The sequence below is a fragment of the Hanstruepera flava genome, from assembly GCF_023634025.1.
Lineage (GTDB): Bacteria > Bacteroidota > Bacteroidia > Flavobacteriales > Flavobacteriaceae > Hanstruepera > Hanstruepera flava.
In genome coordinates this window covers 895,567-920,819 of sequence record NZ_JALJCW010000001.1, presented here as the reverse complement: position 1 = coordinate 920,819, position 25,253 = coordinate 895,567, and the positions used below count along the sequence as shown (strand labels likewise).

Annotated in this window: 29 protein-coding genes; 13 read left to right on the top strand and 16 right to left on the bottom strand. The window is 35.8% G+C overall.

The window, feature by feature from the left end:
• Positions 1-61 precede the first annotated feature (61 nt).
• Complete coding sequence (locus MTX13_RS04435) at positions 62-937, top strand: pseudouridine synthase (protein WP_250433174.1); 876 nt, start codon at positions 62-64, stop codon at positions 935-937.
• 5 nt (positions 938-942) lie between these two features.
• On the opposite strand, the gene MTX13_RS04430 is transcribed toward MTX13_RS04435, so the two are convergent.
• From MTX13_RS04430 to MTX13_RS04415, 4 genes are read right to left on the bottom strand one after another with little or no spacing between them, the layout of a single operon-like run.
• Positions 943-1,311, bottom strand: a complete 369-nt coding sequence (locus MTX13_RS04430) for a hypothetical protein (RefSeq protein WP_250433173.1) — start codon at positions 1,309-1,311, stop codon at positions 943-945.
• 25 nt (positions 1,312-1,336) lie between these two features.
• Positions 1,337-1,972, bottom strand: a complete 636-nt coding sequence (locus MTX13_RS04425; protein ID WP_250433172.1) for a hypothetical protein — start codon at positions 1,970-1,972, stop codon at positions 1,337-1,339.
• 26 nt (positions 1,973-1,998) lie between these two features.
• Positions 1,999-3,012 (bottom strand): transglutaminase domain-containing protein, encoded by a 1,014-nt coding sequence (locus MTX13_RS04420; RefSeq protein ID WP_250433171.1) that lies wholly within the window; start codon positions 3,010-3,012, stop codon positions 1,999-2,001.
• 22 nt (positions 3,013-3,034) lie between these two features.
• Positions 3,035-3,532: a carboxypeptidase-like regulatory domain-containing protein gene (locus MTX13_RS04415; protein ID WP_250433170.1), complete on the bottom strand. Its 498-nt coding sequence runs from the start codon at positions 3,530-3,532 to the stop codon at positions 3,035-3,037.
• A gap of 483 nt (positions 3,533-4,015) precedes the next feature.
• On the opposite strand from MTX13_RS04415, the gene MTX13_RS04410 reads away from it, so the two are divergent.
• Genes MTX13_RS04410 through MTX13_RS04380 form a run of 7 tightly spaced genes read left to right on the top strand, consistent with a single transcriptional unit; the run spans position 4,016 to position 9,094 of the window.
• Positions 4,016-5,413 (top strand): arginine decarboxylase, encoded by a 1,398-nt coding sequence (locus MTX13_RS04410; protein ID WP_250433169.1) that lies wholly within the window; start codon positions 4,016-4,018, stop codon positions 5,411-5,413.
• Positions 5,406-6,341 carry an agmatinase gene (gene speB, locus MTX13_RS04405; RefSeq protein ID WP_250433168.1) on the top strand — a complete coding sequence of 312 codons (936 nt, stop codon included), beginning with the start codon at positions 5,406-5,408 and terminating at the stop codon, positions 6,339-6,341. The genes MTX13_RS04410 and speB overlap by 8 nt, the downstream gene beginning before the upstream one ends.
• Complete coding sequence (locus MTX13_RS04400; protein WP_250433167.1) at positions 6,331-7,305, top strand: deoxyhypusine synthase family protein; 975 nt, start codon at positions 6,331-6,333, stop codon at positions 7,303-7,305. Before speB ends, MTX13_RS04400 begins: the two co-directional genes overlap by 11 nt.
• A gap of 2 nt (positions 7,306-7,307) precedes the next feature.
• Positions 7,308-7,640, top strand: a complete 333-nt coding sequence (locus MTX13_RS04395) for a hypothetical protein (protein ID WP_250433166.1) — start codon at positions 7,308-7,310, stop codon at positions 7,638-7,640.
• Between the two features lie 12 nt (positions 7,641-7,652).
• Positions 7,653-7,883 carry a hypothetical protein gene (locus MTX13_RS04390; protein WP_250433165.1) on the top strand — a complete coding sequence of 77 codons (231 nt, stop codon included), beginning with the start codon at positions 7,653-7,655 and terminating at the stop codon, positions 7,881-7,883.
• Positions 7,884-7,895: 12 nt separating this feature from the next.
• On the top strand, positions 7,896-8,309 hold the full coding sequence (locus tag MTX13_RS04385) for a VOC family protein (RefSeq protein WP_250433164.1): 414 nt from the start codon (positions 7,896-7,898) through the stop codon (positions 8,307-8,309).
• A 5-nt stretch (positions 8,310-8,314) separates the two neighbouring features.
• Positions 8,315-9,094 (top strand): RMD1 family protein, encoded by a 780-nt coding sequence (locus MTX13_RS04380; RefSeq protein ID WP_250433163.1) that lies wholly within the window; start codon positions 8,315-8,317, stop codon positions 9,092-9,094.
• Here MTX13_RS04380 and MTX13_RS04375 read toward each other — a convergent pair whose 3' ends face one another.
• Positions 9,095-9,919 carry an alpha/beta hydrolase gene (locus MTX13_RS04375; RefSeq protein WP_250433162.1) on the bottom strand — a complete coding sequence of 275 codons (825 nt, stop codon included), beginning with the start codon at positions 9,917-9,919 and terminating at the stop codon, positions 9,095-9,097.
• Complete coding sequence (locus MTX13_RS04370) at positions 9,909-11,333, bottom strand: mannosyltransferase (RefSeq protein WP_250433161.1); 1,425 nt, start codon at positions 11,331-11,333, stop codon at positions 9,909-9,911. Before MTX13_RS04370 ends, MTX13_RS04375 begins: the two co-directional genes overlap by 11 nt.
• A gap of 95 nt (positions 11,334-11,428) precedes the next feature.
• Here MTX13_RS04370 and MTX13_RS04365 point away from each other — a divergent pair, with 95 nt between their 5' ends.
• From MTX13_RS04365 to MTX13_RS04345, 5 genes are all read left to right on the top strand, one after another.
• The gene (locus tag MTX13_RS04365) at positions 11,429-11,797 is read left to right on the top strand and encodes a YrdB family protein (RefSeq protein WP_250433160.1); all 369 of its coding nucleotides are present in this window, start codon (positions 11,429-11,431) and stop codon (positions 11,795-11,797) included.
• A gap of 78 nt (positions 11,798-11,875) precedes the next feature.
• Positions 11,876-12,775, top strand: coding sequence for a KPN_02809 family neutral zinc metallopeptidase (gene ypfJ / locus MTX13_RS04360; protein WP_250433159.1), 900 nt, complete (start codon positions 11,876-11,878; stop codon positions 12,773-12,775).
• 586 nt (positions 12,776-13,361) lie between these two features.
• Positions 13,362-13,670 carry a helix-turn-helix domain-containing protein gene (locus MTX13_RS04355; RefSeq protein WP_250433158.1) on the top strand — a complete coding sequence of 103 codons (309 nt, stop codon included), beginning with the start codon at positions 13,362-13,364 and terminating at the stop codon, positions 13,668-13,670.
• Complete coding sequence (gene dcm, locus MTX13_RS04350; protein WP_250433157.1) at positions 13,660-14,898, top strand: DNA (cytosine-5-)-methyltransferase; 1,239 nt, start codon at positions 13,660-13,662, stop codon at positions 14,896-14,898. Before MTX13_RS04355 ends, dcm begins: the two co-directional genes overlap by 11 nt.
• The gene (locus MTX13_RS04345) at positions 14,891-16,270 is read left to right on the top strand and encodes a Sau3AI family type II restriction endonuclease (protein ID WP_250433156.1); all 1,380 of its coding nucleotides are present in this window, start codon (positions 14,891-14,893) and stop codon (positions 16,268-16,270) included. Before dcm ends, MTX13_RS04345 begins: the two co-directional genes overlap by 8 nt.
• Here the strand turns inward: MTX13_RS04345 and MTX13_RS04340 are convergent.
• From MTX13_RS04340 to MTX13_RS04295, 10 genes are all read right to left on the bottom strand, one after another.
• On the bottom strand, positions 16,267-17,757 hold the full coding sequence (locus tag MTX13_RS04340) for a cellulose synthase family protein (RefSeq protein WP_250433155.1): 1,491 nt from the start codon (positions 17,755-17,757) through the stop codon (positions 16,267-16,269). The genes MTX13_RS04345 and MTX13_RS04340 overlap by 4 nt on opposite strands.
• Entirely contained in the window at positions 17,754-18,446 is a 693-nt protein-coding gene (locus tag MTX13_RS04335; protein WP_250433154.1) for a glycosyltransferase family 2 protein, read from the bottom strand. The genes MTX13_RS04340 and MTX13_RS04335 overlap by 4 nt, the downstream gene beginning before the upstream one ends.
• 58 nt (positions 18,447-18,504) lie before the next feature.
• Positions 18,505-18,957: a hypothetical protein gene (locus tag MTX13_RS04330; RefSeq protein ID WP_250433153.1), complete on the bottom strand. Its 453-nt coding sequence runs from the start codon at positions 18,955-18,957 to the stop codon at positions 18,505-18,507.
• Between the two features lie 86 nt (positions 18,958-19,043).
• On the bottom strand, positions 19,044-20,561 hold the full coding sequence (locus tag MTX13_RS04325) for a carboxypeptidase-like regulatory domain-containing protein (protein WP_250433152.1): 1,518 nt from the start codon (positions 20,559-20,561) through the stop codon (positions 19,044-19,046).
• Positions 20,562-20,675: 114 nt separating this feature from the next.
• Positions 20,676-21,443 (bottom strand): TIGR04283 family arsenosugar biosynthesis glycosyltransferase, encoded by a 768-nt coding sequence (locus tag MTX13_RS04320; protein WP_250433151.1) that lies wholly within the window; start codon positions 21,441-21,443, stop codon positions 20,676-20,678.
• A gap of 133 nt (positions 21,444-21,576) precedes the next feature.
• Complete coding sequence (locus tag MTX13_RS04315) at positions 21,577-22,281, bottom strand: DUF547 domain-containing protein (RefSeq protein ID WP_250433150.1); 705 nt, start codon at positions 22,279-22,281, stop codon at positions 21,577-21,579.
• A 45-nt stretch (positions 22,282-22,326) separates the two neighbouring features.
• Positions 22,327-23,298 carry an arsenosugar biosynthesis arsenite methyltransferase ArsM gene (arsM, locus tag MTX13_RS04310; RefSeq protein ID WP_250433149.1) on the bottom strand — a complete coding sequence of 324 codons (972 nt, stop codon included), beginning with the start codon at positions 23,296-23,298 and terminating at the stop codon, positions 22,327-22,329.
• A 5-nt stretch (positions 23,299-23,303) separates the two neighbouring features.
• The gene (locus MTX13_RS04305) at positions 23,304-24,116 is read right to left on the bottom strand and encodes a purine-nucleoside phosphorylase (RefSeq protein ID WP_250433148.1); all 813 of its coding nucleotides are present in this window, start codon (positions 24,114-24,116) and stop codon (positions 23,304-23,306) included.
• Positions 24,097-24,711 carry a TIGR04282 family arsenosugar biosynthesis glycosyltransferase gene (locus MTX13_RS04300; RefSeq protein ID WP_250433147.1) on the bottom strand — a complete coding sequence of 205 codons (615 nt, stop codon included), beginning with the start codon at positions 24,709-24,711 and terminating at the stop codon, positions 24,097-24,099. The genes MTX13_RS04305 and MTX13_RS04300 overlap by 20 nt, the downstream gene beginning before the upstream one ends.
• Positions 24,704-25,243 (bottom strand): rhodanese-like domain-containing protein, encoded by a 540-nt coding sequence (locus MTX13_RS04295; RefSeq protein ID WP_317238872.1) that lies wholly within the window; start codon positions 25,241-25,243, stop codon positions 24,704-24,706. The genes MTX13_RS04300 and MTX13_RS04295 overlap by 8 nt, the downstream gene beginning before the upstream one ends.
• Positions 25,244-25,253 lie beyond the last annotated feature (10 nt).

Below are 25,253 nucleotides of genomic sequence, written 5' to 3'. Positions count from 1 at the left end.
ATATATCTTTGCATAAAATTTGAATATTAATTAAACGATTCCCTTTTTAAGGGAAATGACTATGAGCAGAAAGCAAGGGACAGGCGGAAAGAAAAGACCTTCAGGAAGAGGGCAAAGACACAACCAAGGTGTTAGGTCGGGTAGAGATAGTGGGAATTCAAGCGGTAAAAGCTTGGCTCGTGGCAACGCACCTATGAAAAAGAAAAGTACTGCCCAAAAAACACAAGATTCAGATAGTATTCGATTAAATAAATACATAGCCAATTCGGGTATTTGCTCACGTCGTGAAGCTGATGAACACATTGCTATTGGTTTGGTAACGGTTAATGGTAATGTGGTGACCGAAATGGGTTACAAGGTCAAACTGGATGATGATGTGCGTTACGATGGTAGGCGTATTAGCCCAGAAAAGAAAGCCTATGTGTTATTGAACAAACCTAAAGGCTTTGCAACGACTACTAGCGAAGGTAAAGGTAGAACCGTAATGGATTTGGTGGCCAACGCTACTAATGCCAGAATAAAACCTATTGGGCGTTTGGGTAGAAATTCTACAGGTTTAATATTGTTTACTAACGATGATGCGGTTACAAAGAAGTTCACCAATTCTAAAAATGGTGTGCCGCGCTTGTTTCAAGTAGAGTTAGATAAAAACCTGAAATTCGAAGATTTAAAAAGTATACAGGACGGATTTAAAATTGATGGTAAATTGGTGTCTGTAGAAGAGATAAGCTACATTGATGGCCAAAGTAAAAATCATATTGGTTTAAAAATAAAGAATACAGGCAATACCATTATCCGTACTATTTTTGAGCACTTTAATTACGATATTATTAAAATAGACTGTGTAGCCATTGCCCATTTAACCAAAAAAGATATTCCTCGTGGTCATTGGAAACACTTAACTGAACAAGAGGTAAATACCTTGAAAATGTTGTAAAGTGTCTATATTCCAAACTTACCTTTTGTAGAATTGGATTCAGTTTTGATTTTATATTGAAACTGATAAATATCATCACTGATGTAAGAATACCAATTCCAAAACTTTAGAGGATTTCTTTCAAATGTCCGATACAATTTCAAATCATTATATTCAGGATGTTGCTCTTTAAAATAAGTGAAATTTCTTTTCATCATTTCAATGTCTCGACCTTTAGATGGGATTGTTGTAAATTCAAATTCTGCATTTTCGGTTTGATAGTGATAATTCTTGAACAATCCTTCTGTAAATAGGTTGATATAACCAGAGAAAGAATTGCTTAAAAGCAATACAGCCAGAATTACAATTGATGTCTTTAAGTATTTATTTTTCATAAAATAATACTGTGTTTTAATAGTTTTACACTTTTTTAAATCTGTCCCATAAGTTGGTTCCGGTTTGAAATTCATTGTCATTAATTTTCTCCCATTTCATAATGATTTTTGTGTCCGAAATTATTTTTGCTTGAGTAGGGAACAATTGAATTTCAATCATTTTGTCAGTATTGTTTTCAATTTCTATATCAACAGTTTCATAGCCTATAAATTCAATTTTGTAATTGGCTTTCAAACTATTTTTATCAATTGTAAAAACTTTTGCATACTCATCAAAAGAGAAATGTTTTTGGTTAGTCAATCTAATTATATTAGCTGGAATATCAAATCCGTTTTCATCCTTTATTTTGAACTGAAGTTTGACTTCTTTCTCTGATTTTGATTCGTGTTCAGTTATTTTAGTTGTGCTTCTGGGAATTTGATTTTTTTTATCAAAAAATAGATTTAGGCTTCCGTTTTTCAATTCAAACTTACCGCTACCCATTTTAGAAACTCCTAAACATCCAGTAATTTTATATTTAAATAGGTTGTCCTTTTTAAATTCAATGCAAGTAACGTCTGATTCTCCAATTGGTATTGAGCAATACTCACCAATTAACTTTTCTTGTGAAAAAGTTAAAACGGCTGTTAAAAGAATAATAACTTGGAAAATATTTTTCATGTTTACTATGATTTAAAAATATAAACTCACCCCTTCACTTCAAACGTATAGGTAGAAATTAAATCGTTACCAATAAGCACATGTACATCATAAAACCCTGTGGTTGTAAATTCGTGTTCCAAAACCAGAGAGGTATTGGTTAGGGTTGTGGAGTTGGGTCTAATAGTTTTGTTGTTATGGCCATTGGTGATAATAAGTTTTACGGCTTCACAGTTAATGGTGCTTAAAAGCTCGTATTCAAAAGTTACAGTTTCATGCTTTTTAACCGTATTGTTTAAAAATTGTGGTGCATTATGCTGTTTTAAATTGGTGTAGGCTTTTCCATAAATTACAGGCGCGTTTAAAAAATCTGTAAACGTTGGTGGGTTTTCACCTAGAAGCAACCATTTGGTATCGGCCGGAAAATGATTTACGGCAAATAATTTGGGTTCGGCTAAAAAGTAGCCATCGTTATATTGAAAGGTAAACCCAAACGTTTCAGCATTTTGTTTGCCACTGGCCCAAGTTGGGTCGCATAAATACCATTTGTTGTTCAATTTTACAGCATTCCAAGAGTGGTTAGGTACATGTAATTTGTCAATATCTGTTGTACTGGTTCTTCCATAACCATGGATTAACTCGCATTCTAAACCAGCTAAATTGGCGAGTTTTTTAACTAAATAAGCATAACCAGTACAAATGGTTTTTTGGTCTTCAACTAGTGTTTTAAAAACCGTTTTTTTGAAATCGGCTTGCCAAAGATTAAACTCCAGACTATCATTTTGATAACGCTTGCTTTTACGTTCATATTTTAAATAGAGACTGTAATCGTTTTCAATATTGGTGCAGACCCACATATAAATGGCTCTAAATTTTTCAACATCAGTGTTTAAGTTGGTTGTAAGCTTTTTACTTAATAGCAGTAAGTTGGTTAATTCAGCCCCTTTGTAAGCCAATGCCAAGCTATCGGCTTTTCTGAAATCTGTATTTTTAAAATCAGAAATTTGAGCGTAAGACGGGCTTACAAATAAGAGGATGAATACAAGTTTTATTAGGTTCATAAAACAAGGCTATTAAACAAGGTTATTCTGTGCGTTTAGACTTATAAGGCGTGTCAACTTCCAAAGCACCTCGTATTGCAATTGAGTCAATTACCATAACCACATTTAAGCGCGTTGTATTTTGTGTGATAGTGATTTCTTGAGTTTCATAACCCAAATAGGTAAATACCAATACGTCGTTGGGCTTTAGTGCCTTTGGAAATGTGAAATTACCGTTATTATCTGTTGTTGTTCCAACTTCTGCACCTTTTAAAATGATGTTTACACCAAGTAAAGGCCCTTCGTTATCGGTTACTGTTCCACTAATAGAAAGTCCTTGATTGGACTGAACCTGTGCATGTGTGGAATGGGAAGCCAAGACGGTAATTAAAAGTAGAATGGCAAACCCAAAAGATTTTTTTAAGTGTTTTGTCTCGAGGTCAAAAGGCCAATGGTAATTTGTTTTTTGTGTTTTTTTTTGTTTTGTATCAAGCTTGTTTTCGCTTGAAGGTTTCTGAGGTAATGTTACTTGCTTTTTCATGATTATAAGATTTTTATCAAATCTACTTTCTTTATAGAATAGAAACTAACGCATTTGAGCAATCTATGAGTTTTTATTAGTGAATGTACCATTTTGGTTAGTCAAACCCATATTAAAGCTATTAAAATTAGTTTAGAAATCATTGAAAACCAAGGATTAAATATTTTTTTAAAAAAAGGATTAAAATGTTTGGTGTGTCAAAAAAAAAATTACATTTGCAGCGCATTTAGCTGAACAAATTGAAACCTGTTTTTATGTTCGGGCTTTTGAAAATTAGGAAGTCATATTCAAAAGCAGCTTATAGATTAAGCAACCGAATTTTAGAGCTAACTTCCGCTTTCTACATCGTAATGAGCCAACATTTGTATGGTTTCATACCTACGACACATCCTCAAATTCAAGTTTGAATATTTGATATTTAATGATATCTTAATGCTGGAAAATATTTTCGGTTATACCTTTAAATTTCAAACTAAATAATTAATGAATACAAAATATATTGACTTGGTGAATCAAACTTTTGATTTTCCACAAGATGAATTTAAACTTGAAAATAAAACACTGCAATTCCATGATATTGACCTTATGGAGTTGGTATCGCAATATGGTGCGCCCTTAAAGTTCACATACCTACCACAGATTTCCAATAATATCAATCGTGCAAAGTCGTGGTTTGGTAATGCCATTAAAAAACATAAGTACAAAGGCAAGTACAACTATTGCTATTGTACAAAAAGCTCGCATTTTAAGCATGTTTTGGATGAAGCTCTAAAGAATGATATTCACATTGAAACCTCTTCAGCATTCGATATCGATATTGTTGAAAGCCTCAAGGCTGAAGGTAAAATTACTGATAAAACCTACGTGATTAGTAATGGGTTTAAGCGCGCACAATATGTTACAAACATTGCTAGGCTTATAAATAATGGACATAAAAATGCCATCCCGATTATTGATAATTACGAGGAAATCGATTTGCTTTCGGAAGAGATTAAGGGCAAGTTCAATGTTGGTATTCGTATTGCATCAGAAGAAGAGCCTAAATTTGAGTTCTACACCTCGCGTTTGGGAATAGGTTACAAAAACATTGTGCCTTTTTATAAAAACCAAATTCAGAACAATAAAAAAGTAGAGCTTAAAATGCTACACTTTTTTATCAATACAGGAATTCGCGATAATGCTTATTACTGGAATGAACTGTCTAAATGTTTAAAGGTTTACACCAGCTTAAAAAAGATATGTCCGACCTTGGACAGTTTGAATATTGGTGGCGGATTTCCCATAAAAAACTCTTTAGCTTTTGAGTTTGACTATGAGTATATGGTTGATGAGATTATCAATCAAATTAAATTGGTATGTGAAGAAGAGGAAGTTGCAGTTCCCAACATTTTTACTGAATTCGGGAGTTTTACTGTTGGTGAAAGTGGTGGTGCCATTTATGAAGTACTATACCAAAAACAACAAAATGACCGTGAGAAGTGGAATATGATCAACTCATCATTCATTACCACATTACCGGATACTTGGGCCATTAACAAACGCTTTATTATGTTGCCCATTAACCGTTGGTATGACAGTTATGAGCGTGTGCTTTTGGGTGGTTTAACCTGTGACAGTGATGATTATTACAATAGCGAGCAACACATGAACGCTATCTATTTGCCAAAGTATAATAAGGAAAAACCATTATACATAGGCTTCTTCAATACAGGAGCTTATCAAGAAACTATTGGCGGATTTGGAGGCTTGCAACACTGCTTGATTCCGTCGCCTAAACATATTTTAATTAACAAGGATGATGACGGAAACATCACCACAAAACTATTTAGTGAACAACAAAAAAGTGAAGACTTACTTAAAATTTTAGGTTACCATGAGTAAAACGTATGCAGGAATATCTGAAGAGTATTCCAAATTAGACAATTCGAAAATTGTACTAATTCCAGTGCCTTATGATGGCACGAGTACTTGGCAAAAAGGCGCTGACAAAGGTCCTGATGCCTTTTTAAATGCTTCTGAAAACATGGAGCTTTATGACATTGAAACTCAAACTGAAGTTTATAAACAAGGCGTTTATTTAGCGAGTCCAGTAACTGAAAATACTTCACCAGAGCGCATGGTAGAAGCCGTTCACGAAACCACAAAAAAGTATATTAAGCGTAATAAGTTTGTTACGGCATTTGGTGGCGAACATTCTATATCCATAGGAACTATTCGCGCCTTTAATGAATGTTATGATAATTTAACTGTTTTACAATTGGATGCCCATGCCGATTTGCGCAAAACATATCAAGGTAGTACTTGTAATCATGCTTGTGCTTTGTATGAGGCTAGTCAGACAACCAATTTAATTCAAGTAGGTATTCGCAGTATGGATATTACCGAAACAACGGTAATGGATGAAGATAAAACGTTCTTTGCCCACGATATGGCTGTAGACGATTCTTGGGTGGACACTGCAATTGACTTGATGACAGACAACGTTTTTATAACTATTGATTTAGACGCTTTTGACCCATCAATTTTACCAAGTACAGGAACACCAGAACCAGGTGGTTTGTTGTGGTATGAAACCTTGGAATTTTTAAAGCAGGTTTTTGAAGAGAAGAATGTTGTAGGTTTTGATATTGTTGAATTATGTCCTAATCCAAAGGAAAAATCTTCAGACTTTTTAGCAGCCAAATTGTATTACAAAATGCTGTCGTATAAGTTTATGCATGATGAAGCAGAAGATGACTTTGATAATAATTTTAATGAAACGAAAATAGGTATTAATAAATTTTCTAAATTTAATGACGATGACAACTAAAGGCCACATATCCCAATTCATAAAAAAATATTACTTACACTTTAATGCAGCAGCTTTGGTTGATGCTGCAAAAGGATATGAAGCGCAATTAAACTCTGGAGCCAAAATGCTGGTATCCTTGGCTGGTGCTATGAGTACGGCCGAATTGGGCAAGATTTTTGCCGAAATGATACGCCAAGATAAAGTACATATCGTATCCTGCACTGGTGCCAACTTGGAGGAAGATATCATGAATTTAGTGGCTCATTCGCATTACAAGCGTGTGCCTAACTATCGTGATTTAACACCACAAGAAGAATGGGATTTGTTGGAAAAAGGCTTAAACCGCGTAACAGATACTTGTATTCCTGAAGAAGAAGCGTTTCGTAGAATTCAAGAACATATTGTGAAGATTTGGAAAGAAGCTGAAGCCAATGGCGAACGCTATTTGCCGCATGAATATATGTATAAACTTTTATTATCTGGTGTTTTAGAAGAGTACTACGAAATTGATTTAAAAGACTCTTGGATGTATGCTGCAGCCGAAAAGAACTTGCCAATAGTTTGCCCAGGATGGGAAGATAGTACCATGGGTAACATTTTTGCAAGCTATGTATTGAAAGGCGAATTAAAAGCTAGCACCATGAAATCGGGTATTGAGTATATGACCTTTTTAGCCGATTGGTACACCGATAATTCTGAAAAAGGTATTGGGTTCTTTCAAATAGGAGGTGGTATTGCAGGTGATTTCCCTATCTGTGTGGTGCCTATGTTGTATCAAGATATGGAACGTACCGATACGCCTTTCTGGAGTTATTTCTGTCAAATTAGTGATTCAACAACCAGTTATGGCTCGTATTCCGGTGCTGTGCCCAATGAGAAAATAACCTGGGGTAAATTAGATGTAGACACACCAAAATTTATAATAGAAAGTGATGCGACTATTGTGGCGCCTCTTATATTTGCTTACTTATTAGACCTATAATTATGAACAAAAAAGACAATCTAAAACGCGTAATTGTTGATTTTAAAAAATTAACACCAGACATTTTGGCCTTATTGGTGGAGAAGTATCCCGACGGCTATGATGATGACAATGTTATTAGTTTTAGAAACGCAAAAAATGAAATTGTAGAAGCTGTTGAAGTAACTACTAGCGACACCAAATATTTGGTAAAAGTAAGTACCAAGTTGGCTGCTACTATGGAAAATTACGATGAAGACGATTATGAGGATTATGCAGGTAACGATCCAGATGCTGTTCAAGATCCAGACATTGAAGTCGAAGACGAGGATGTTTCAGATGAAGACGATGATTAATTTGGCCTAAACATGAGAACAGCTGTTTTTAAGTCTTACAAGAACGGTTATTTTACGTTCTGGTTTGAAAATGGAGAGGAATTGGTTTTTGAGGAAGTGCACCCACGTGTTCTAAAACAATTCGACCTTAAGAATGATAAAAGTTTAATTGACCAAGAATTTAAAGTGTCTTTTGTAGAGCTTTATGAAGATGATGATGACGATCTGGTTATTTATAGAATTGAAAGTTTAAAACCTATCTAAATCTGTTTTATTATGGATACATCATTTCACATGTCCCTACCATGCTTGAGCATTAAGGACACCAAGAACTTTTATGTTAACAGCATTGGAGCATCGTTAGGCAGACACACGCAAAGCTGGGTTGATATCAATCTATTTGGTCATCAAATAACGTTTATTAAAGCAGGAAAGTTTAACTTTAATAATCCTAACTATGTGTTTGAAGGGCGCATTTTGCCTTCGTTCCATTTTGGTTTAATTGTAGATAGTATTTCATGGAAAGAGATCTACAATACATTTAAGGATACCGATTTAGAATTGGTGACTAAAACAACTTTTTTAGATGGTAAGCTAGGTCAGCATACCTCTTTCTTTATCAAAGACCCAAACGATTATATGTTGGAGTTTAAAAGCTTCAAAAAACCAAACGAAATATTTAAATCTTAATTAACATGTATAATGTCGTTGCTTACCAAGTAGCAGACACTATCAACATCAGGCAAATTAGAGAGCAGTTGCAATGGCAATTGCTGTTTCAGGATAGTGATGAACTCTATTTTAAAAAGTCTGATGACCAATACCTATATGTTTTCCATTATGGCATGGTGAGCTTTTTTAATTTATCGCCAGAAGAAATTGAAACGGTTTTAAAAGACATACAGCCATTTTGTAAAAATTACATTTCAGATAAAAATGCTGAAGACATTCAGGTTGAAATCGTTTCAAATATCATGACCGTTACCTTTGAAAAGGTGATACTGCCAGAAGTCAATTCAGAAATGATTCGATTGGTTATGCTCAATGCTTCACAGTCTGTTGCCTTAAATAGGTATTCTGAAGTAACAGAAGATTTATTGATAGAAACCAATGAGCACACCTTGTTTCTAGAGAAAAAAGGGAAGTTGGATATTTCCGGGAATAAACTTAAACGCTTTATTGGGAAGATTCTGAACATAAAAAACAAGATCTCTGAAAACCTGTATATTTTTGATTCCCCAGATATAACTTGGGAAGATGAACAACTCAATAAACTGAATGCCGATTTAAAGCAGACCTTTGACTTGAAAGACCGCTATCACTTAATTCATGATAGAATTGATATTATTAAAGAGAATTTAGAGCTTTTTAAAGATATTATGGACCATAAGGAGAGCAGTAAGCTAGAGTGGATCATCATCATCCTTATTTTAGTTGAGGTCGTTGATCTGTTTATTGCCAAGCTGTTTTTTTAACTACAGAATTTTCTTTAGTTCGTCGTAGTATTGTTTTGTAATATGCAAGCCGTTATGTCCACCATCTGTAATCGGGTGAAGGTTTATACCGTTTGGCTTAAGGGCTTGCAATTTTTTGGCATTGGTTTCAGGATGAATTAAAAAATCACGTGTTCCATAAAATATATTAATAGGACAGGACACTGTTTTTAAATACTGATAGGTTGGAATATCATATTTAATTAAATATTCAGGAATGGGTGGAGCTATTTCTTCGGTAATTAGTGTTTTCCAAGAATAATACGGCGCGTTTAAAATAAGCATCTTGGGTCGATTTCTAGAAGCCACATAAGTTGCTAGTCCGGAACCTAACGAGTAGCCTAGAATAATAATTTGATTTTCAGGATAGCGCTGTTTAACAAAGTTATAAACGGTTTCAGAATCGTTTAACAACTGTTCTGTATTGCAATACTCACCATCACTCTTGCCATAATTACGATAGTCAAAAAACAGAATATCATAGCCGTTGTCCAAATATAGCGGAGCGCGTTTTCCCCACTCATGTATGGCGCCAGCATTACCATGGTAATAAACAATTACACCCTTTCTGGTTTGTTGTGTTTTAAAAAGTAAGGCGTTTAATTTAATATCTTCTGCAACAGGAATATCGAGTTCTTCAAAACGTTCTGTAAACTTAAAAACGTAATCCTTTTCTAAATGTTTCGGGTTAAAAAAGAAACGTTCTTGTTTAAAGTATACAAATACCAGCGACAACGCATACAACAGTAACAACGTAAAAACTACGCGTAACAATCGTCTAAAAAGTTTTGGAAAATTAATTTTCAATAGCTTTTGTTTTTTTTAGGTCGAACAAAAATACAGCAATTACTACCACATATTCAAATGTAATAATCCACAGGTTTTCTGTGTTATTGGCATTGGTGTAAGCTAGATAGCTTAAAATAACGGTAAAACTCCAAGCCAAAGGAAACTTATAATTTGTGAAAATGGAGAGACACAATAAGGTTGCTATATACCAAGGATGTACGGTTGTAGATAAAAAGTAGTAGAGTGCTAAAGCCAGAAGCATGCTTGTAACCAGCTTTTGTAATGTGTTTGTTTTTCTAAAAAGCGCCAAAGCTATAACGCCACAACATACAGTAAGACCCATGAGTTTTCCTATAACAGCTATTTGGTTGTAGCCTGAAATCCCATAGCCTATTTCACGAAACAGATAGTAAAAACTTGCATTGAATTCAAAGTTTTGAAACCAAAGGCCTACGGTTTCTGTGTAGTTGGATAGGGATTGTGGGTTGTAGAATGGTAGGAATGATACTAGAGTTATTGCAAAAACTATCATGTAAAAAATGATTAGTTTAAGGAAGCCATTAGGTCTCGACTCCGCTCGACCTGACAGCATAAAGGTGTTTTTGTCTGTGTTGTCACCTCGAGCGTAGTCGAGAGGTCTTGAGGACATAAACCAATTATATAATAAAGGCAAGAATAAAAAAGGGATTAACTTGACCGATACCGAACAGGCGAATAATACAGCAGCCCATTGCCACTTTCCGTTATACAGCAAATACAGACTCCAGACCAAGAAGAAAATCATCACCCCTTCAAAATGTAGATTTCCCGTTAGTTCTATAATGATAAACGGATTAAGAATGTACCAAAAAATGTTGTGTACTGGTAAATTGAGTTTTGTCAATATCTTTTTGCCAAAGTATAACGTGCCCAAATCGGCAGCAATTATTAGTAATCGCATGACGATTACAGAACCTAAAATACTTTTTCCGGCAAACCATCCAGCTATTACAAAACACAATTGGTTTAGAGGTGGATAATTGGTGAAATGCCCAGCGCTTAAGCTACCCATGCCGTCATACAATTCTTGGGCTTGAAAAATAGGCAGTATGTTGTTAGATATAAAAGATTCAGGTGTGTACACATACGGATTAAAGCCTTCCAAAATCATTCGGCCATCCCAAATAAAGCGGTAAAAGTCTTGCGATAGGTTTGGGATAGCCAATATAAACACTGCCCGAAACACAAAGGCCAAGCCAGTTAACAACTTGATGTCATGCTTTAATAACTGAACCAGTTTGTAAAACAAGACAAATAATCCAGCATACAGCGTTACAAGTTTTATAGCGTCTGTACGTATGAGGTGGTAAGCAAATGCCATATAAAACAGCAAGCTTGTCAATGCCAATAGTAAGGGAATTCTATGGTGTTTTAAGAAGGTGCTTTTTAGCATGGTTTAAATATACCTAATTCCGTTTTTTAATGGAACAAAAATGCCTATAGAACTTTTAATTGCTATTTTAGTGAACACAAGATAAACGATATAAAATGGGCTCACATCCTGTAAATCTTCTTTTACGGTTTTTATTAGAGATTGTTGCCATTCTTGCCATAGGCATTTGGTTTTGGCGGCTACATGATGATTGGGTTGGCTATCTTTTGGCGTTTGGCGTTCCCATTTTAGTTATGGTGGTTTGGGGTGTTTTCGCCGTACCAAATGATCCCAGTAGATCGGGTAAAGCCCCTGTGCCAACCAATGGCTTTATACGGTTATGTATTGAATTGGGTATTTTTGGTTTTGCCGTTTGGGCACTTTATGACATGGCGTGGTATAATACCGCTTTAATTTTTGGGGCTGTAACACTGTTTCATTACGCCCTATCGTATGATAGGATTACATGGCTTTTAAAACCGTAATTATTTATTCAGAAGGCTTTATAAGTTTTGAAATTATGAGTACATTGAAGCATCAATAATTCTAACAATCAATTCATTATGAAATGGAAAGGTAAACGCAAAAGTTCGAATGTAGAAGACCGTCGCGGACAACGCAGTTCAGGTTCTGGTCTAGGCGGTTTTAATCCTATGATTTTAGGACCCTTAATTCGGTTGTTGTTCTCAAAAACGGGATTAATAATTGTTGGAATATTTTTAGTTATATCATTACTAACGGGTAATAACCCACTGCATATCATCAGCCAGTTTTTCTCGGGTGGAACACCCCAAACGGAAAGCGTAACGCCTTATCAAGGCACCGCCAAAGAAAATGAATTAGCCGAATTCAGTGCTACTATTTTGGCTAATACCGAAGATGTATGGAACCAATTACTGGACAATTATCGCGAGCCCACATTAGTGCTGTTTACCAATTCGGTATCGTCTGCTTGTGGTAATGCCTCTAGTGCTACGGGACCGTTTTATTGCCCAGGCGATGAAAAGCTTTATATTGATTTAGGCTTTTTTGATGATATGGAACGGAAGTTAAATGCCCCTGGCGATTTTGCCCAAGCCTATGTTATTGCCCATGAAGTAGGACACCATATTCAAAAGATTATGGGCATAACCGATAAAATGCAGCAGTTGCGTGGCCAATTGAGTAAAACCGAATTTAACAAGTACTCGGTACGCTTGGAATTGCAAGCCGATTTTTTGGCTGGTGTTTGGGCGCATCATTCACAGCGTATGTCTAAAATGATGGAAACGGGCGATTTGGCCGAAGCTATGAACGCAGCCCATGCCATTGGTGACGACCGCTTACAAAAAAACGCTACAGGGCGTGTGGTTCCCGACTCGTTTACACATGGTACCTCTGAACAGCGTATGCGTTGGTTTAGAAAAGGCTTTGAAACAGGCGATTTGTCTCAAGGCGATACCTTTAGTGCCGACCCCTTGTAGTATTCTTATAATTTGGACTTATTGGTTTTAACTGCCCCGAAGCATACCCGAAGTATCTCTGGAGGACCCCTTAAGGAAACTCGGGTGAACTTGCTTTAGGCTACAACCAACAGATAAAACGTTTATACGGACTATGTACAGCTTATGTACGGGACATCTAAGGGACTAGGAGTTGCTTCGGCAGGTTCAGCATGACAAAGGGGAGTTATTGCTATGACATTTTGAATAGCTTAAAGCATGTTGTACCTAAACGGCTTGCTGTTGTTTGTGTTTGTTGCTGCTGTTTATGCCGTTTTTGCCATTTTTTGTTGTTTTTAGGAGTTTTTGTTGAAATACCCTTGGCATACACTATCCATACTTAAGCCATACTTAAGCCATACACTATCTATACTTGATGACCCGTCCTAAAATAATTATGACTCGTCCTAAAATAACTATGCACATTAATGATTTGATACTTTAATGTATTAAACAATTAAATGATGGTGAGGTTGGAATTAATTTAATGAATAATAATAATTAATACTTGTACAACTAAAATATTTTTATAAATTTGGACAATATTTGTCTAAAACAATTTTGACCAATGAAAACATTAGGAGAAACTTTAAAGTGCGCAAGAGAAGAAGCAGAATTGATACTGCGAAAGGTTGCAGCTGAAGTAGATATCGACCAATCTCTTATAAGTAAGTTTGAAAAAAATGAAAGAAAGCCAACAATGGAACAGCTTGTTAGACTTGCACATTTTTATGGGCTTTCAGAAAGTGAGCTAACAATAAATTGGTATTCAGAAAAAATAGCCGACGAATTAAAATACACAGAATCAACTTCTGAAATACTTAAAGTTGCAGAAGAAAAAATAAAATATTATAAAACTCAAGCGAATGGAAAATAAGACATTAAAAGTAGCAGAATTGTTTGCGGGAGTGGGTGGTTTCCGTCTTGGACTTGAGAAAAGTAATTACAAAGTTGTTTGGAGTAACCAATGGGAGCCATCAACAAAGATGCAACACGCTTCAATGGTTTATGAAGCAAGATTTGGTAAAGAAAACCATTCAAATCAGGACATTGCAACTGTTGCCACAGAAGAAATTCCAGATCACGATTTACTTTGTGGTGGATTTCCTTGTCAAGATTATTCAGTAGCAACAACACTTCATAATTCTAAAGGTTTAAAAGGTAAGAAAGGAGTACTTTGGTGGTCTATTCATAGAATTTTAGAAGAGAAAAAGAACAAGCCAAAATATTTATTTTTAGAAAATGTTGATAGACTTTTAAAATCACCAGCCAAACAAAGAGGACGTGATTTTGCAGTTATGCTTCAAAGTTTAAACGAATTGGGCTATGCTGTTGAATGGAGAGTGATAAATGCGGCTGAATATGGAATGCCACAAAGAAGAAGAAGAGTTTTCTTTATTGGTTATCATAAATCGACAGAAATATATAAAAGACTTCAAGAAACAGACAAAATTGATTGGTTAACAAAAGAAGGAACGATTGCAAACGCTTTTCCTGTCAATAATACCAACTCAATTCAAAAAATTGAATTGAAAGGAGATTTAGTAGAAATCACCAACAACTTCAATAAGACAGGTAACTTATCACCTTTCCAAAATACAGGAATGCTAGTAAAAGGAAAGGTTTTTACAGTTAAAACAGAACCAATCTATGATGGTGAAAGAACTTTTTTAGGAGACATTTTACAAAACGGAGAGGTTACACCTGAATTTTTCATTAATGAAAAAGATAAACCAAAATGGGAATATTTAAAAGGTGCGAAAAAAGAAAAAAGAAAAACAAAAGACGGTTTTGAATACAATTATAGTGAAGGAGGAATGATTTATCCAGATGCTCTAGACAACGCATCAAGAACAATTATCACAGGGGAAGGAGGGAAATCACCTTCTAGATTTAAGCATGTAGTTACCTCTAATAGAGGTCTGCGAAGGCTAACACCTATTGAGTTAGAAAGACTAAATATGTTCCCTGACAATCACACAAAACTAGAAGGAATTTCAGATACTAAACGTGCTTTTTTTATGGGAAATGCTTTAGTTGTTGGTGTAATCGAAAAAATAGGAGAAGAACTTTACAAACAGATAAACCAATTTGAATATGCTTGATATTACTTCGGCAGATTCAATTATTGCCTTTGCGAAAAAATTAAAGGATCAAACTCTACGAGAAGCCTGTGGCGAGGAAATTGAAAAACACGGTTATAAAGGAAAAGGAAATTTTGGACAAATTTTAGAAAAGTTTTATTTCGGTTACGAACCAAATTCAGATTCTGAACCAGACTTTAAAGAAGCAGGAATAGAACTTAAATCAAGTCCTTTGAAAACTCTAAAAAATGGAGATTTTCGTTCAAAAGAAAGGCTTGTTTTAAACATTATAAACTATTTAGAGGTACACAAAGAAGAATTTGAGAACAGTTCATTTTGGAAGAAAAATGCTCATTTACTTTTAGTATTCTATCTTCACGATAAAGATTTAGACTTACTTGATTACTTAATAAAATTGGTTGACGGTTGGCAATATCCATATGAAGATTTAAAAATTATCAAGCATGATTGGGAAACAATCAATCAAAAAATAAAAGATGGAAAAGCGCACGAATTATCAGAAGGTGATACTTTCTATCTTGGTGCTTGTACAAAAGGTTCAACAGCTTTAAAGTCATATCGTGACCAACCTTTCAATGATGAAAAAGCAAAACAAAGAGCATATTCACTTAAACAAGGTTATGTAAATCATATAATTGCAAATATCGCTCAAGAAGAAACTGCGGTTTACGGAAAGATAATTGAACAACCTGAAATCCTTGATTTAGTTCATTCAATTGAAGATATTGTTATATCAAAGTTTCAACCTTTTTATGGAAAATCAGCAGAACAAATTGAGCAAGAATTAGGTTTGGAATTAAATCCTAAAGCTAAAAGCTATTTTGCTAATCTTACAAATGCTATTCTCGGGCTTGAACTTGGGCAAAAAATTGAAGAGTTTGAAAAAGCAGACATACAGGTAAAAACTATTCGTCTTAAAGAAAATAATTTGCCTAAAGAAGATATTTCATTTCCAACTTTTGAATATCAAGAATTAATCAAAATGGATTGGGAGGACTCTGATTTCAAAAACATATTAGAAAGCAAATTTTTCTTTGTTTTTTATCAGTTTGAAGGAAATAAATTAATTTTAAGAAAAGTGAAATTTTGGAACATGCCGCATTCGGATATTTTGGAAGCTAAATCTGTTTGGGATAAAATGGTTAAGACTGTTTCAAAAGGAGAAATTGTAAAAGAAGTAACTAGTAAGGGTATCAGAAAGACATATTTCCCAAAAAAAACAGAAAATAGAATAAGTCATGTAAGACCACATGCAAGAAATGCTGCGGATACTTTCGATTTGCCTGTTTCAGATAAATTAACTGGATTTAAGCAGTTTACAAAACATTGTTTTTGGTTAAATGCGAGTTATGTTAAAGATGAGATTTTTTAAAATCGAATTTTAGAATTTATCGACTTCAAAAACACATACCCAAAGCCTAAAAACAGCATGAGGTGGAAGGGGAAGAGCCCAAAATCGCCAGAGCCCACTACAAATGCGGAGTACATGCCAAAGGCAAAATAGCCCATGAGCAAGCCTTCAATTACCACTTGAAATGAGAGGGTGTTTTTAAGATATTTGTTATCTTTATAGGAGTCCTGCAAGCTACTCACATTAAATTTTGGGGTGCGAATAAAGTCGCTACGTTTTCCTAAATGGCCTTCTATTACGGCTATGGTATTGTGCAGGGAAAAGCCCATAGCTACGGAGAAAAAGGTAAAAAACATGCCTATATACCTTATAAAATCTTTAAGGGTGTTACCATAGATACGACGGTAAACCACCCAATAGCAGGCAAAGAATATTGCGGTGCTTAATACAAACACGCTCATAACCATAAAGTAAGGTTTGAGGCTTGGGTGCTGGTTTTTAATGTATAGCATGGGAATGCTTAAAATAGCGACGAGGAGCACATTTAAAAATAGGGTGCTGTTGCCTAAATGGAGCAGGCCATGCACTTTGGTCTTAACGGATAGCTGATTGCTTTTTAATACCCAAAGAAGCATTTTTTGGAAGTTTTCGGCACCACCTTTGTTCCAACGGAACTGTTGCGATTTAGCCGCACTAATGGCTACAGGCAGTTCGGCAGGTGTTTCCACGTGTTCCAAGTATTTAAATTTCCAGTTTTTTAACTGGGCACGGTAGCTTAAGTCTAAATCTTCAGTCAAGGTGTCCGCTTGCCAATTGCCGGCATCTAGAATGCAAGTCTTGCGCCAGACGCCTGCAGTTCCGTTAAAGTTTATAAAGTGTCCTTGGCTGTTTCGGCCGGTTTGTTCTAAAGTGAAATGGGCATCCAATGCAAAGGCTTGCACTTTGGTGAGTAGGGAGTAATCGCGGTTGAGGTGTCCCCAACGGGTTTGTACCACACCAATTTGGCTGTCCTTAAAATAAGGAATGGTTTGTTGCAACCAGTTGGGTTTTGGTAGGAAGTCGGCATCAAAAATGGCAATGAATTCGCCTTTAGCGGTTTTTAGGCCTTCCTTGAGTGCCCCAGCTTTGAAACCGTTGCGGTTAGTTCGTGTAATATGTTGGATGTCCAAGCCTGTTGCCTGTAATTTTTGAACCAGTAGTTTGGTAGTTTGCAAGGACTCATCGGTGGAGTCGTCCAACACCTGTATTTCCAGTTTGTCTTTGGGGTACTCTATTTGAGCCATGTTGTTGAGTAAGCGATCCATAACATAGAGTTCGTTATACACTGGTAATTGGATGGTAACGTATGGCACTTCGTTGGGATTGCCTAAATTGAACTGTGGCGCTTGGTCTGTTTTTTTGGAGGCCCGCAAATAATTGGTGAGCAGGTTTAGCTGTGCCAAGGCATAGGCAAAAATGACCAAAATGGCCAGGGTGTAGATGCTTATGATGATGCCTTCCCCAATCATTTTTTTAAACCGTATTTAAAAATCCAACCCAATATTTTAATGCCAGCCATAACAGCCCCTTTACATGTCCCGGATACTTTGGAAACGCCAATACGGTTACGATACCGTACGGGAATTTCGGTGTAGGTTAGCTTGTGTTTTAGGGCTTTTAATTGCATTTCTACGGTCCAGCCATAGGTTTTGTCTTCCATTTCCAAAGCTAAAAGCTTATCGTATTTAATAGCCCGAAATGGACCTAAATCGGTAAATGTTGAACCGAACAAGTACTTCATAAGGGTTGTTGCCAATGCATTACCGAAAATCTGTGGCCCTGTCATGGACCCCTTTTCCCGTAGTCGCTTTACACGAGCACCAATTACAAAATCCACCTTGTTTTCGGTGATGGGCTGAATGAGTTTGGTCATTTCTTCAGGGTAATCACTATAATCGCCATCTAAAAACACCACGATATCTGGGTGGTTATTCTGTTTGGCCAAATAGTCCATACCTTTTAGGCAGGCATAACCATAGCCTTTTCTAGGTTCGGTTAATACCGTTGCTCCCGCTTGTTTGGCATTGGATTCGGTAGCATCGGTAGAGCCATTATTGACTACGATAACCTCATGAATGCCATTGGGTATATCCTGGATAACCTGTGTAATGGATTCGGCCTCGTTGAATGCCGGAATGATAACAGAAATACTGGGCATGGTTATTTTTTGCTGATGCAAAAATACGATTGTTTAGGCGTTCAAACTATTCAGTAGCCTAATTTTGTAATTCCCTTTGGCGATATTCTTCCTGTTGGGCCGGTACAATATGTTTATCGAAATACCAAGACGACCATTTTTCCAATGTTAAGAAGATACCCACACCCAATACTACCATAGTGATGGTTACCAAAATGATGTTTTTGCGTTTGCGTTTAGGGTCTATAGAACATTGGTTTTGTTTTTTGCGATAGAGGTAAATGCCATAAATACCAATAAGTACGGCTGCGCCGCGTAGAATCCAAGACCCCAGGCCAACCGAACCGTCTTCGGCATAAAAGAAATCGGCAAACGAAATGGCATAAATACCACCCATAAGGCCAAACATAAACAGTACAGCAGGTGCTACACAGCAAATAATGCCCGCAACACCAGCAGAAGCGGCGAACTTCAAGGCCCATTTAAATATATTGGGTTCTTTTTCTTGGGTTTGATCTATTTGTTTTTCCATGTGATGTTTTAGGCCTTGGTCGTGACCGTAGTAAAAACCTTATTCCAGATGATCTAATTTATGATAAATTTAGGGTTTTAAAGTCATCAATCCAGAACCTTAAAATCTTTGATTGCCTGATTGGGTTCGATAATGTTATAACCTTTCCAAAATTCTGGATCGTATTTTGGAAGATAGGTTGGTGTCACATTAGGCACTTCTGTAAAGCTATTATACTCGGTTTCGGAGATTGGGCTGGAATCAAAAACTATGATTTCTTTTTTAGTCGTGTTATTGATAATGAAATGAATGTTTGTTGATAATTCATTTTGTTTTCTGCGGCCTTTTACGTGCTTATTTTTTTCAATAATTTTTAAAGGTCTATCAATACCAAAACGTTCCCCAAATTCACTATCGGCATATTTTAGGGTGTATTTACCTTTATCGTTTTTAACATAGATGATGGTGCCTTTTTTAAGGTATTCCTTATAGGATACGCCTAATAGGTTGAATTTTTTTAAGGGCTTTACGTTTTCATAATCAACACGAACTATTGCAAAATCATCGGTGGTGACATAAAGCGTTCCTTTGTAGTCTTCTTTTCGTTTTGGTTTGAACGTTATGGTATAGACAAATTCATCATTTAAATAGGCGAAGTCTAAAAGGGTAAACTCATATCGGTTGGATTTTTCAATAAAGTTTAAATCGGTGTCTTCTTTTAGGAAGGTGTTATTTTCAAAGCCGTGAATGTTTCGTTTTCTATATTTTAAGAAATTCTCCTTGCGCTTTTTTTCACGTTCTTTTTTTTCTTCAATAAACTCGGCGGTTTCTTTATCAACTTGTTTTTCATCAAAAAAGGAGGAGTCTATTTCTTCTTTAGTACCAAACCAACCCGATTTAATTTTAAAGTAGGAGTCGCGCTTCACATGTTTTTTAATGATGTCGTTAAAGCGTTTCTCATAATTTTCGAAAGTAATTTCGTTCTTTTTGTCATATAAATGCGACGCTTTAAAAATTTCCATTTTTTGAGGTGCCGAAGCTTCTATTTTGCCGTATAATTCTCCTAAAATTTCGGTGTGGTCATCCGTGTTTTTTGGAATGGATTGCATGACACTGTCTATAAAGGATTGGTTAAATTCAGGAATGGTAGTCTTTTTGACTTTTACATCGCCTTTTATAAGGTTGGTGTAGAAAGATTCGCGGTAGAAAAGCTTTCTTTTATGGTAATCTAAATCGTAATTGTCGGCTAAATTGGCTTTAATTTTCTCAAGAATTTCCTTGATGGTGTAATTCTTATTGGTAATTAAAACTTCACTTAAATCTATTGCCTTTGTTCGTAATACAATTAAGCTATCAGAGAAATTCTTAATAGCGATTTGCTTTTTTTCATAGCCAAGACAGCTAATGGAAAGGGAATCTTTTGAAGTGATTTCTTTATTTATGGTAATGTTGAACTCTCCAAAATCATTACTAATAACACCCGTATTATCATCTAAGGCAATTGTTGCAAATGGAATGGGTGTTCGGGCTGTAGAATCAATAATTTTTGCTGATATGGATTGTTGTGAGAACGATGCTGTAGAAGCAAAACAAAGCATAGCAAAAAGGGCATGGGTTAGTCTCATGTTAATTGGTTTTGGCTCGAAAATATTCTTTTTCAATGGAATGATGGTTAAATTTAGCTATTTATTAAGTACGATTTATCTTATTCTTAACAGACGAATAAGGAACGCGTTTTGTTACAGGGCAATATGCTTTTTGTAGTAATTATAGAGCTCATCTGCCGAGGCGCCAAACCATTTTTTAACGTAGATTGTCCAAAAATGGTATTGTAGTTTCCAAACGCCATGTTTTTGATACAATCTGGCAGAGGTTTTAATTTTTTCCTGAATAACCACAAATTTTTTCCTAGCGTATAATTCATTTATCAAGATGTTGTCCTCGTAGATGGTATAGTTTTCGTCGTAACCACCAATGTCATCAAATAGTTTTTTGGTGATAAACTGACTCTGGTCGCCACCTCTGCAAGCGCGCCATGAAAATTGTGTTAGCCAACTTGCTAAACGTAACCACCAATGCTTGCTGTCAAACTGTAAGCGGAAACAACCCGCTTGATTGCCTTTTTCTATTTCATTTATAATTAGGGCATCAAAGTTTTTAGGTGGAAATGAATCGGCGTGGAGGAAATAGAGTATGTTGCCGGTAGCGTGTTTGGCACCCAGATTCATTTGTTTGGCGCGGCCTTTTGGGGAATGGAGTAGTTTGATGTTGGTTTGGGTGTCAGGTTTTGGTTCGCCTTCTCGATACATACCGACGGTAAACGTCGGCACACTCGAAGTGACGAACGCTTTAACCTTTTCTAGCGTTCCGTCGGTGCTGCCACCATCGACAATAATAATTTCGGTACTATTTTTTGGAGATGAATTATTAATAAGATGATTTAATAATAAAGCAATGTTGTCGGCTTCGTTTAATACAGGGATAATTATGGATAGTTGGTTTTTCATTTATTCTGGCATTGTTTCCCCTTCTTTTTGAGATTACCACGTCACTACGTTCCTCGTAATGACAGGGTATCCTGTTTGTTTTTGAGATTACTATGTCTCCAGACGTTTACAGTCTGGATACTCGTCATGACAATCAATCATTTAAATCCCAATTGTAATCCCGATATTTTATTTTAGCATCTTTTGAAATTTTCACTTCCGAATACTGATTTAGAAAATCAATAAGGGAACCATTCTGTTTGAAATCTTTTGCGAACCATTTGAATATTTTGGAAAGCTCCAATTGATTAGGTGCTATGTTATTCTTTGAGTTATCCCTTAAAAAGTCTTTTGTAGCATCTGTAAGTTGTTGCTCCAGCTTATCTGCAACATAGGCTTTGTTTAACAGTTTGGGGCATGATTGAGATGCACAAACGATGGCAAAGTGAATTCTGGGTTCATCCATTTTACGTAAGATTTCATGCTCGATATGGTTTAAAGATGCCATCTCGCCATTGATTGGAATGCATTTTTTATCCCAAGGATTATCAATATCCTTAATGCTTTTCAATGGATAATTATCGATTATTAGTTTTATGGTAAATGCATTGTAAGCGTTTATCCAATAGGCTAGGGTTTCTTGTTTGGTCCAATTGTTATTTGGAGCTATCCCAATGAATTGATTGAGGTAATTATTCAAATCTGCACCATTGGCTTTTATGCTTTTGTAATCTACATTTCCATTTTCTGAAACATGTTTCTTTAAAAAATCCGTCCAAATGGTATGGTTTAATTTCTGGGCGTAAACCATTTGGTTTGTGGATAATACAATAGTTATTATGAAAAGAATTTGCTTCATTAAATTTATTTATTCTGAAAGACCAATAATTATTCCAAATTATGATCAACAACAGCCACCGCCATCATAATGATATGTGGATTCACTTATAAATATATCATTACTGTTAAGAGACGCCAATGCATTGGCTGTTTTATCACAAATAGCCAACGGTTGATTTTTCAGTAGTATATGACCAGCCTTGTCATCAAAATAATCGTTTTTACCGTAATAAATAGCAGCTTTTCCCGTAAATATACAAGGGCCATCTTCTGGTACGGGATCTTTTATAGCAGCAACTTCAATGGATTCAATATAAATTAATTCGTCAGTAGGATAATGCTCTGGATCCAATATTCTATAAGGTTTTCTCGCTCGAATTTCAATGGTTCCAAAACCTGCATCTGTAAGCATTTTGATGTATTCTGAAATAGGCAAACTTCCACTTAAGCATAATGCACGCAAACGTTCATCGTTTCTTAAAGTATTGCTCATAGGTTGTTCACACGTGGGATCGCTCATAACCAAACGACCATGCGGTTTTAAAACACGATACATTTCTGAAATGGCCTTTTTAAGATCGTCGGTTTTAAAAATATTAAACAAGCAGTTTTGTGCTGCCACATCAATGCTATTATCTTCGATAGGAAGATTTAAGGCATCCCCTTTTTTTAAATCTACAAACTCACTTTTAAACCAAGGGTTTAAAGCTTCAGCTTCTTTAAAATTCTTACGGGAAGCTTGTAGCATTTCATTTACGGCATCAATACCAACCACACCATGCTTTTGGCGGTTGAAATAGGCAAATTGCAACAATTCCATACCACCACCAACACCAACATAAAGCATTTTAGGATTATTAGTTAAATCACGAGCATGTACCGTACTACCACAACCATAGTTCATCTCTTGCATTATTTTAGGAATTTTTAAACCAGGTAGTTCCCAAATAGGATTTGTTGTGCAGCAAAGGCCTATGTCTGGCGTCAATGCTGCTTCTTTATAAACATCGAGAGTGGTGTCTAGGTAATTGCTCATATATTTTAGAGTGATTTAATTAGTTCTTTAAAAAGTGTTATCATTTGTGGTTCTGCTTTGCCAGCCATTTCAATAATTTCGGATATATCAACTGGTTTTAGATTATCTGGGTCGCACTCATCGGTTAAAACTGACACGGCTGCGGCCTTTAAATTAAGATGATTGGCGACTATAATCTCTGGAACCGTGCTCATGCCCACCGCATCGGCTCCAATAGTTTTCAGCATGCGGTATTCGGCTCGTGTTTCCAATTGTGGTCCAACTACACTGGCATAAACACCTTTGTGAAGTGTAATGCCTTGCGCTTTGGCAATGGCTTTAAACTTGGCATTGATTTCGGCATCGTAGGGAGCGCTCATATCCGAAAAGCGTTCACCTAGAAGTTCAACGCCTTTAAATGCTAATGGCGAACTGCCTTGAAGGTTAATGTGGTCGTCAATTAGCATGAGTTCACCTTTTTTAAAATTCAAATTTATTGCTCCAGAGGCATTGGAAACCAATAGGGTTTTTACGCCCAATTTTTCCATTATACGAACTGGGTAGGTTACGTCTTGCAAGGAGTAGCCTTCATAAACATGAAAGCGCCCTTGCATGATAACGGCTTTTTTGCCTTCAATAATTCCATAAATGAGTTTGCCCTTATGGAACTCAACCGTAGCTGTTGGGAAATTAGGAATATGATTATAGCTGACTTCGGACAGAACCTCTACTTCATCCAATAGTTTTCCTAATCCTGTTCCAAGAATGATGCCTATTTCAGGGTTTTCAAATCCTTTGTTTTGTAAATATTCTGTTGTTTCAGTTATGAATTTTATCATGTAAATAGGTTTTATAAATTGATGAGGTCTTAAAATCCTCAAAAGTATCAATATCGTTTAATGTTTGTAATAATCCTACTGAAATTGATTGAGAATCCAAAACTTTAATGGTTTCTTCAAACACTTTTGAAGTGCTCCATGGTATGTTGCTAAATAGGTTATTATGTAGCTGTTTCAAGCCAACCAAGTAATAACCGCCATCTTCGGCTGGCCCAAAAACTGTATCATTAGTTTTTAGGACTTCAAAAGCTTCGTTTATAATGATTTCAGAAATGTCTGGTAAGTCAGAGCCTATAAGCAGGATGTTTTTGTAGCCTTTTTCAAATCCATCTTTGAAAGCATTTTTCATACGTTCGCCCAAATCACTTCCTTTTTGGACTGTTTTATAAGTATTGGGCCATTTGGAAGGTATAATGGCATCAGAAAAATAAATGTGCTTGTCGGCATGGAGATTTTGTGTAGCCTCTTCGGTTTTTTTAACCAGTAATTTGTAAACTTCAAAGGCTTCTTGGTCACCAATGGTTTTAGCCAATCGGGTTTTAACCTTACCTAGTTTTAAATTTTTTATAAAAACGATTACCAGATTATCACTCATAAACACATTCGCCTTTGGTTAACCACTTGCTCCACTCCTTTGAAAAGCCATGTATTTTGTTGGTTTTTCCTTGTTTATTATAGACAGGGAAATTGTTGTTTTTCCATTCAAAAATGCCGCCATAGAGATTATAAACATTTGTGTAGCCTAACTTTTGTAGCTGTTCGGCAATGTCTTCAGACCGAATTCCCAAGGAACAATAGACAACGATTTGTTCGTTTTTATTTGGCATTAACGCTTCTATATTTTCAATGCTAAACGCATTATAGCCTACGTGAATGGCATCTTTAATATGGCTAACATTGTATTCTTGCGTCTCTCTTGCATCTAAAATTATAGCTTTTGTTTTAGGCATGGCCAATTCCTGAACAGACATGTAAGGTACCACATGGGTGTTGTGTTTTTTTAATACATCGGCCAATGATTCTTGTGCATTTGAAACGTAAGAAAAACACAGAAAGGTTATTATAATGAGATTTCTCATTTGCATTCGAAATGACAGATTTGTGATGTTATTGTCTGCTAATTGCATATAGTAGCTA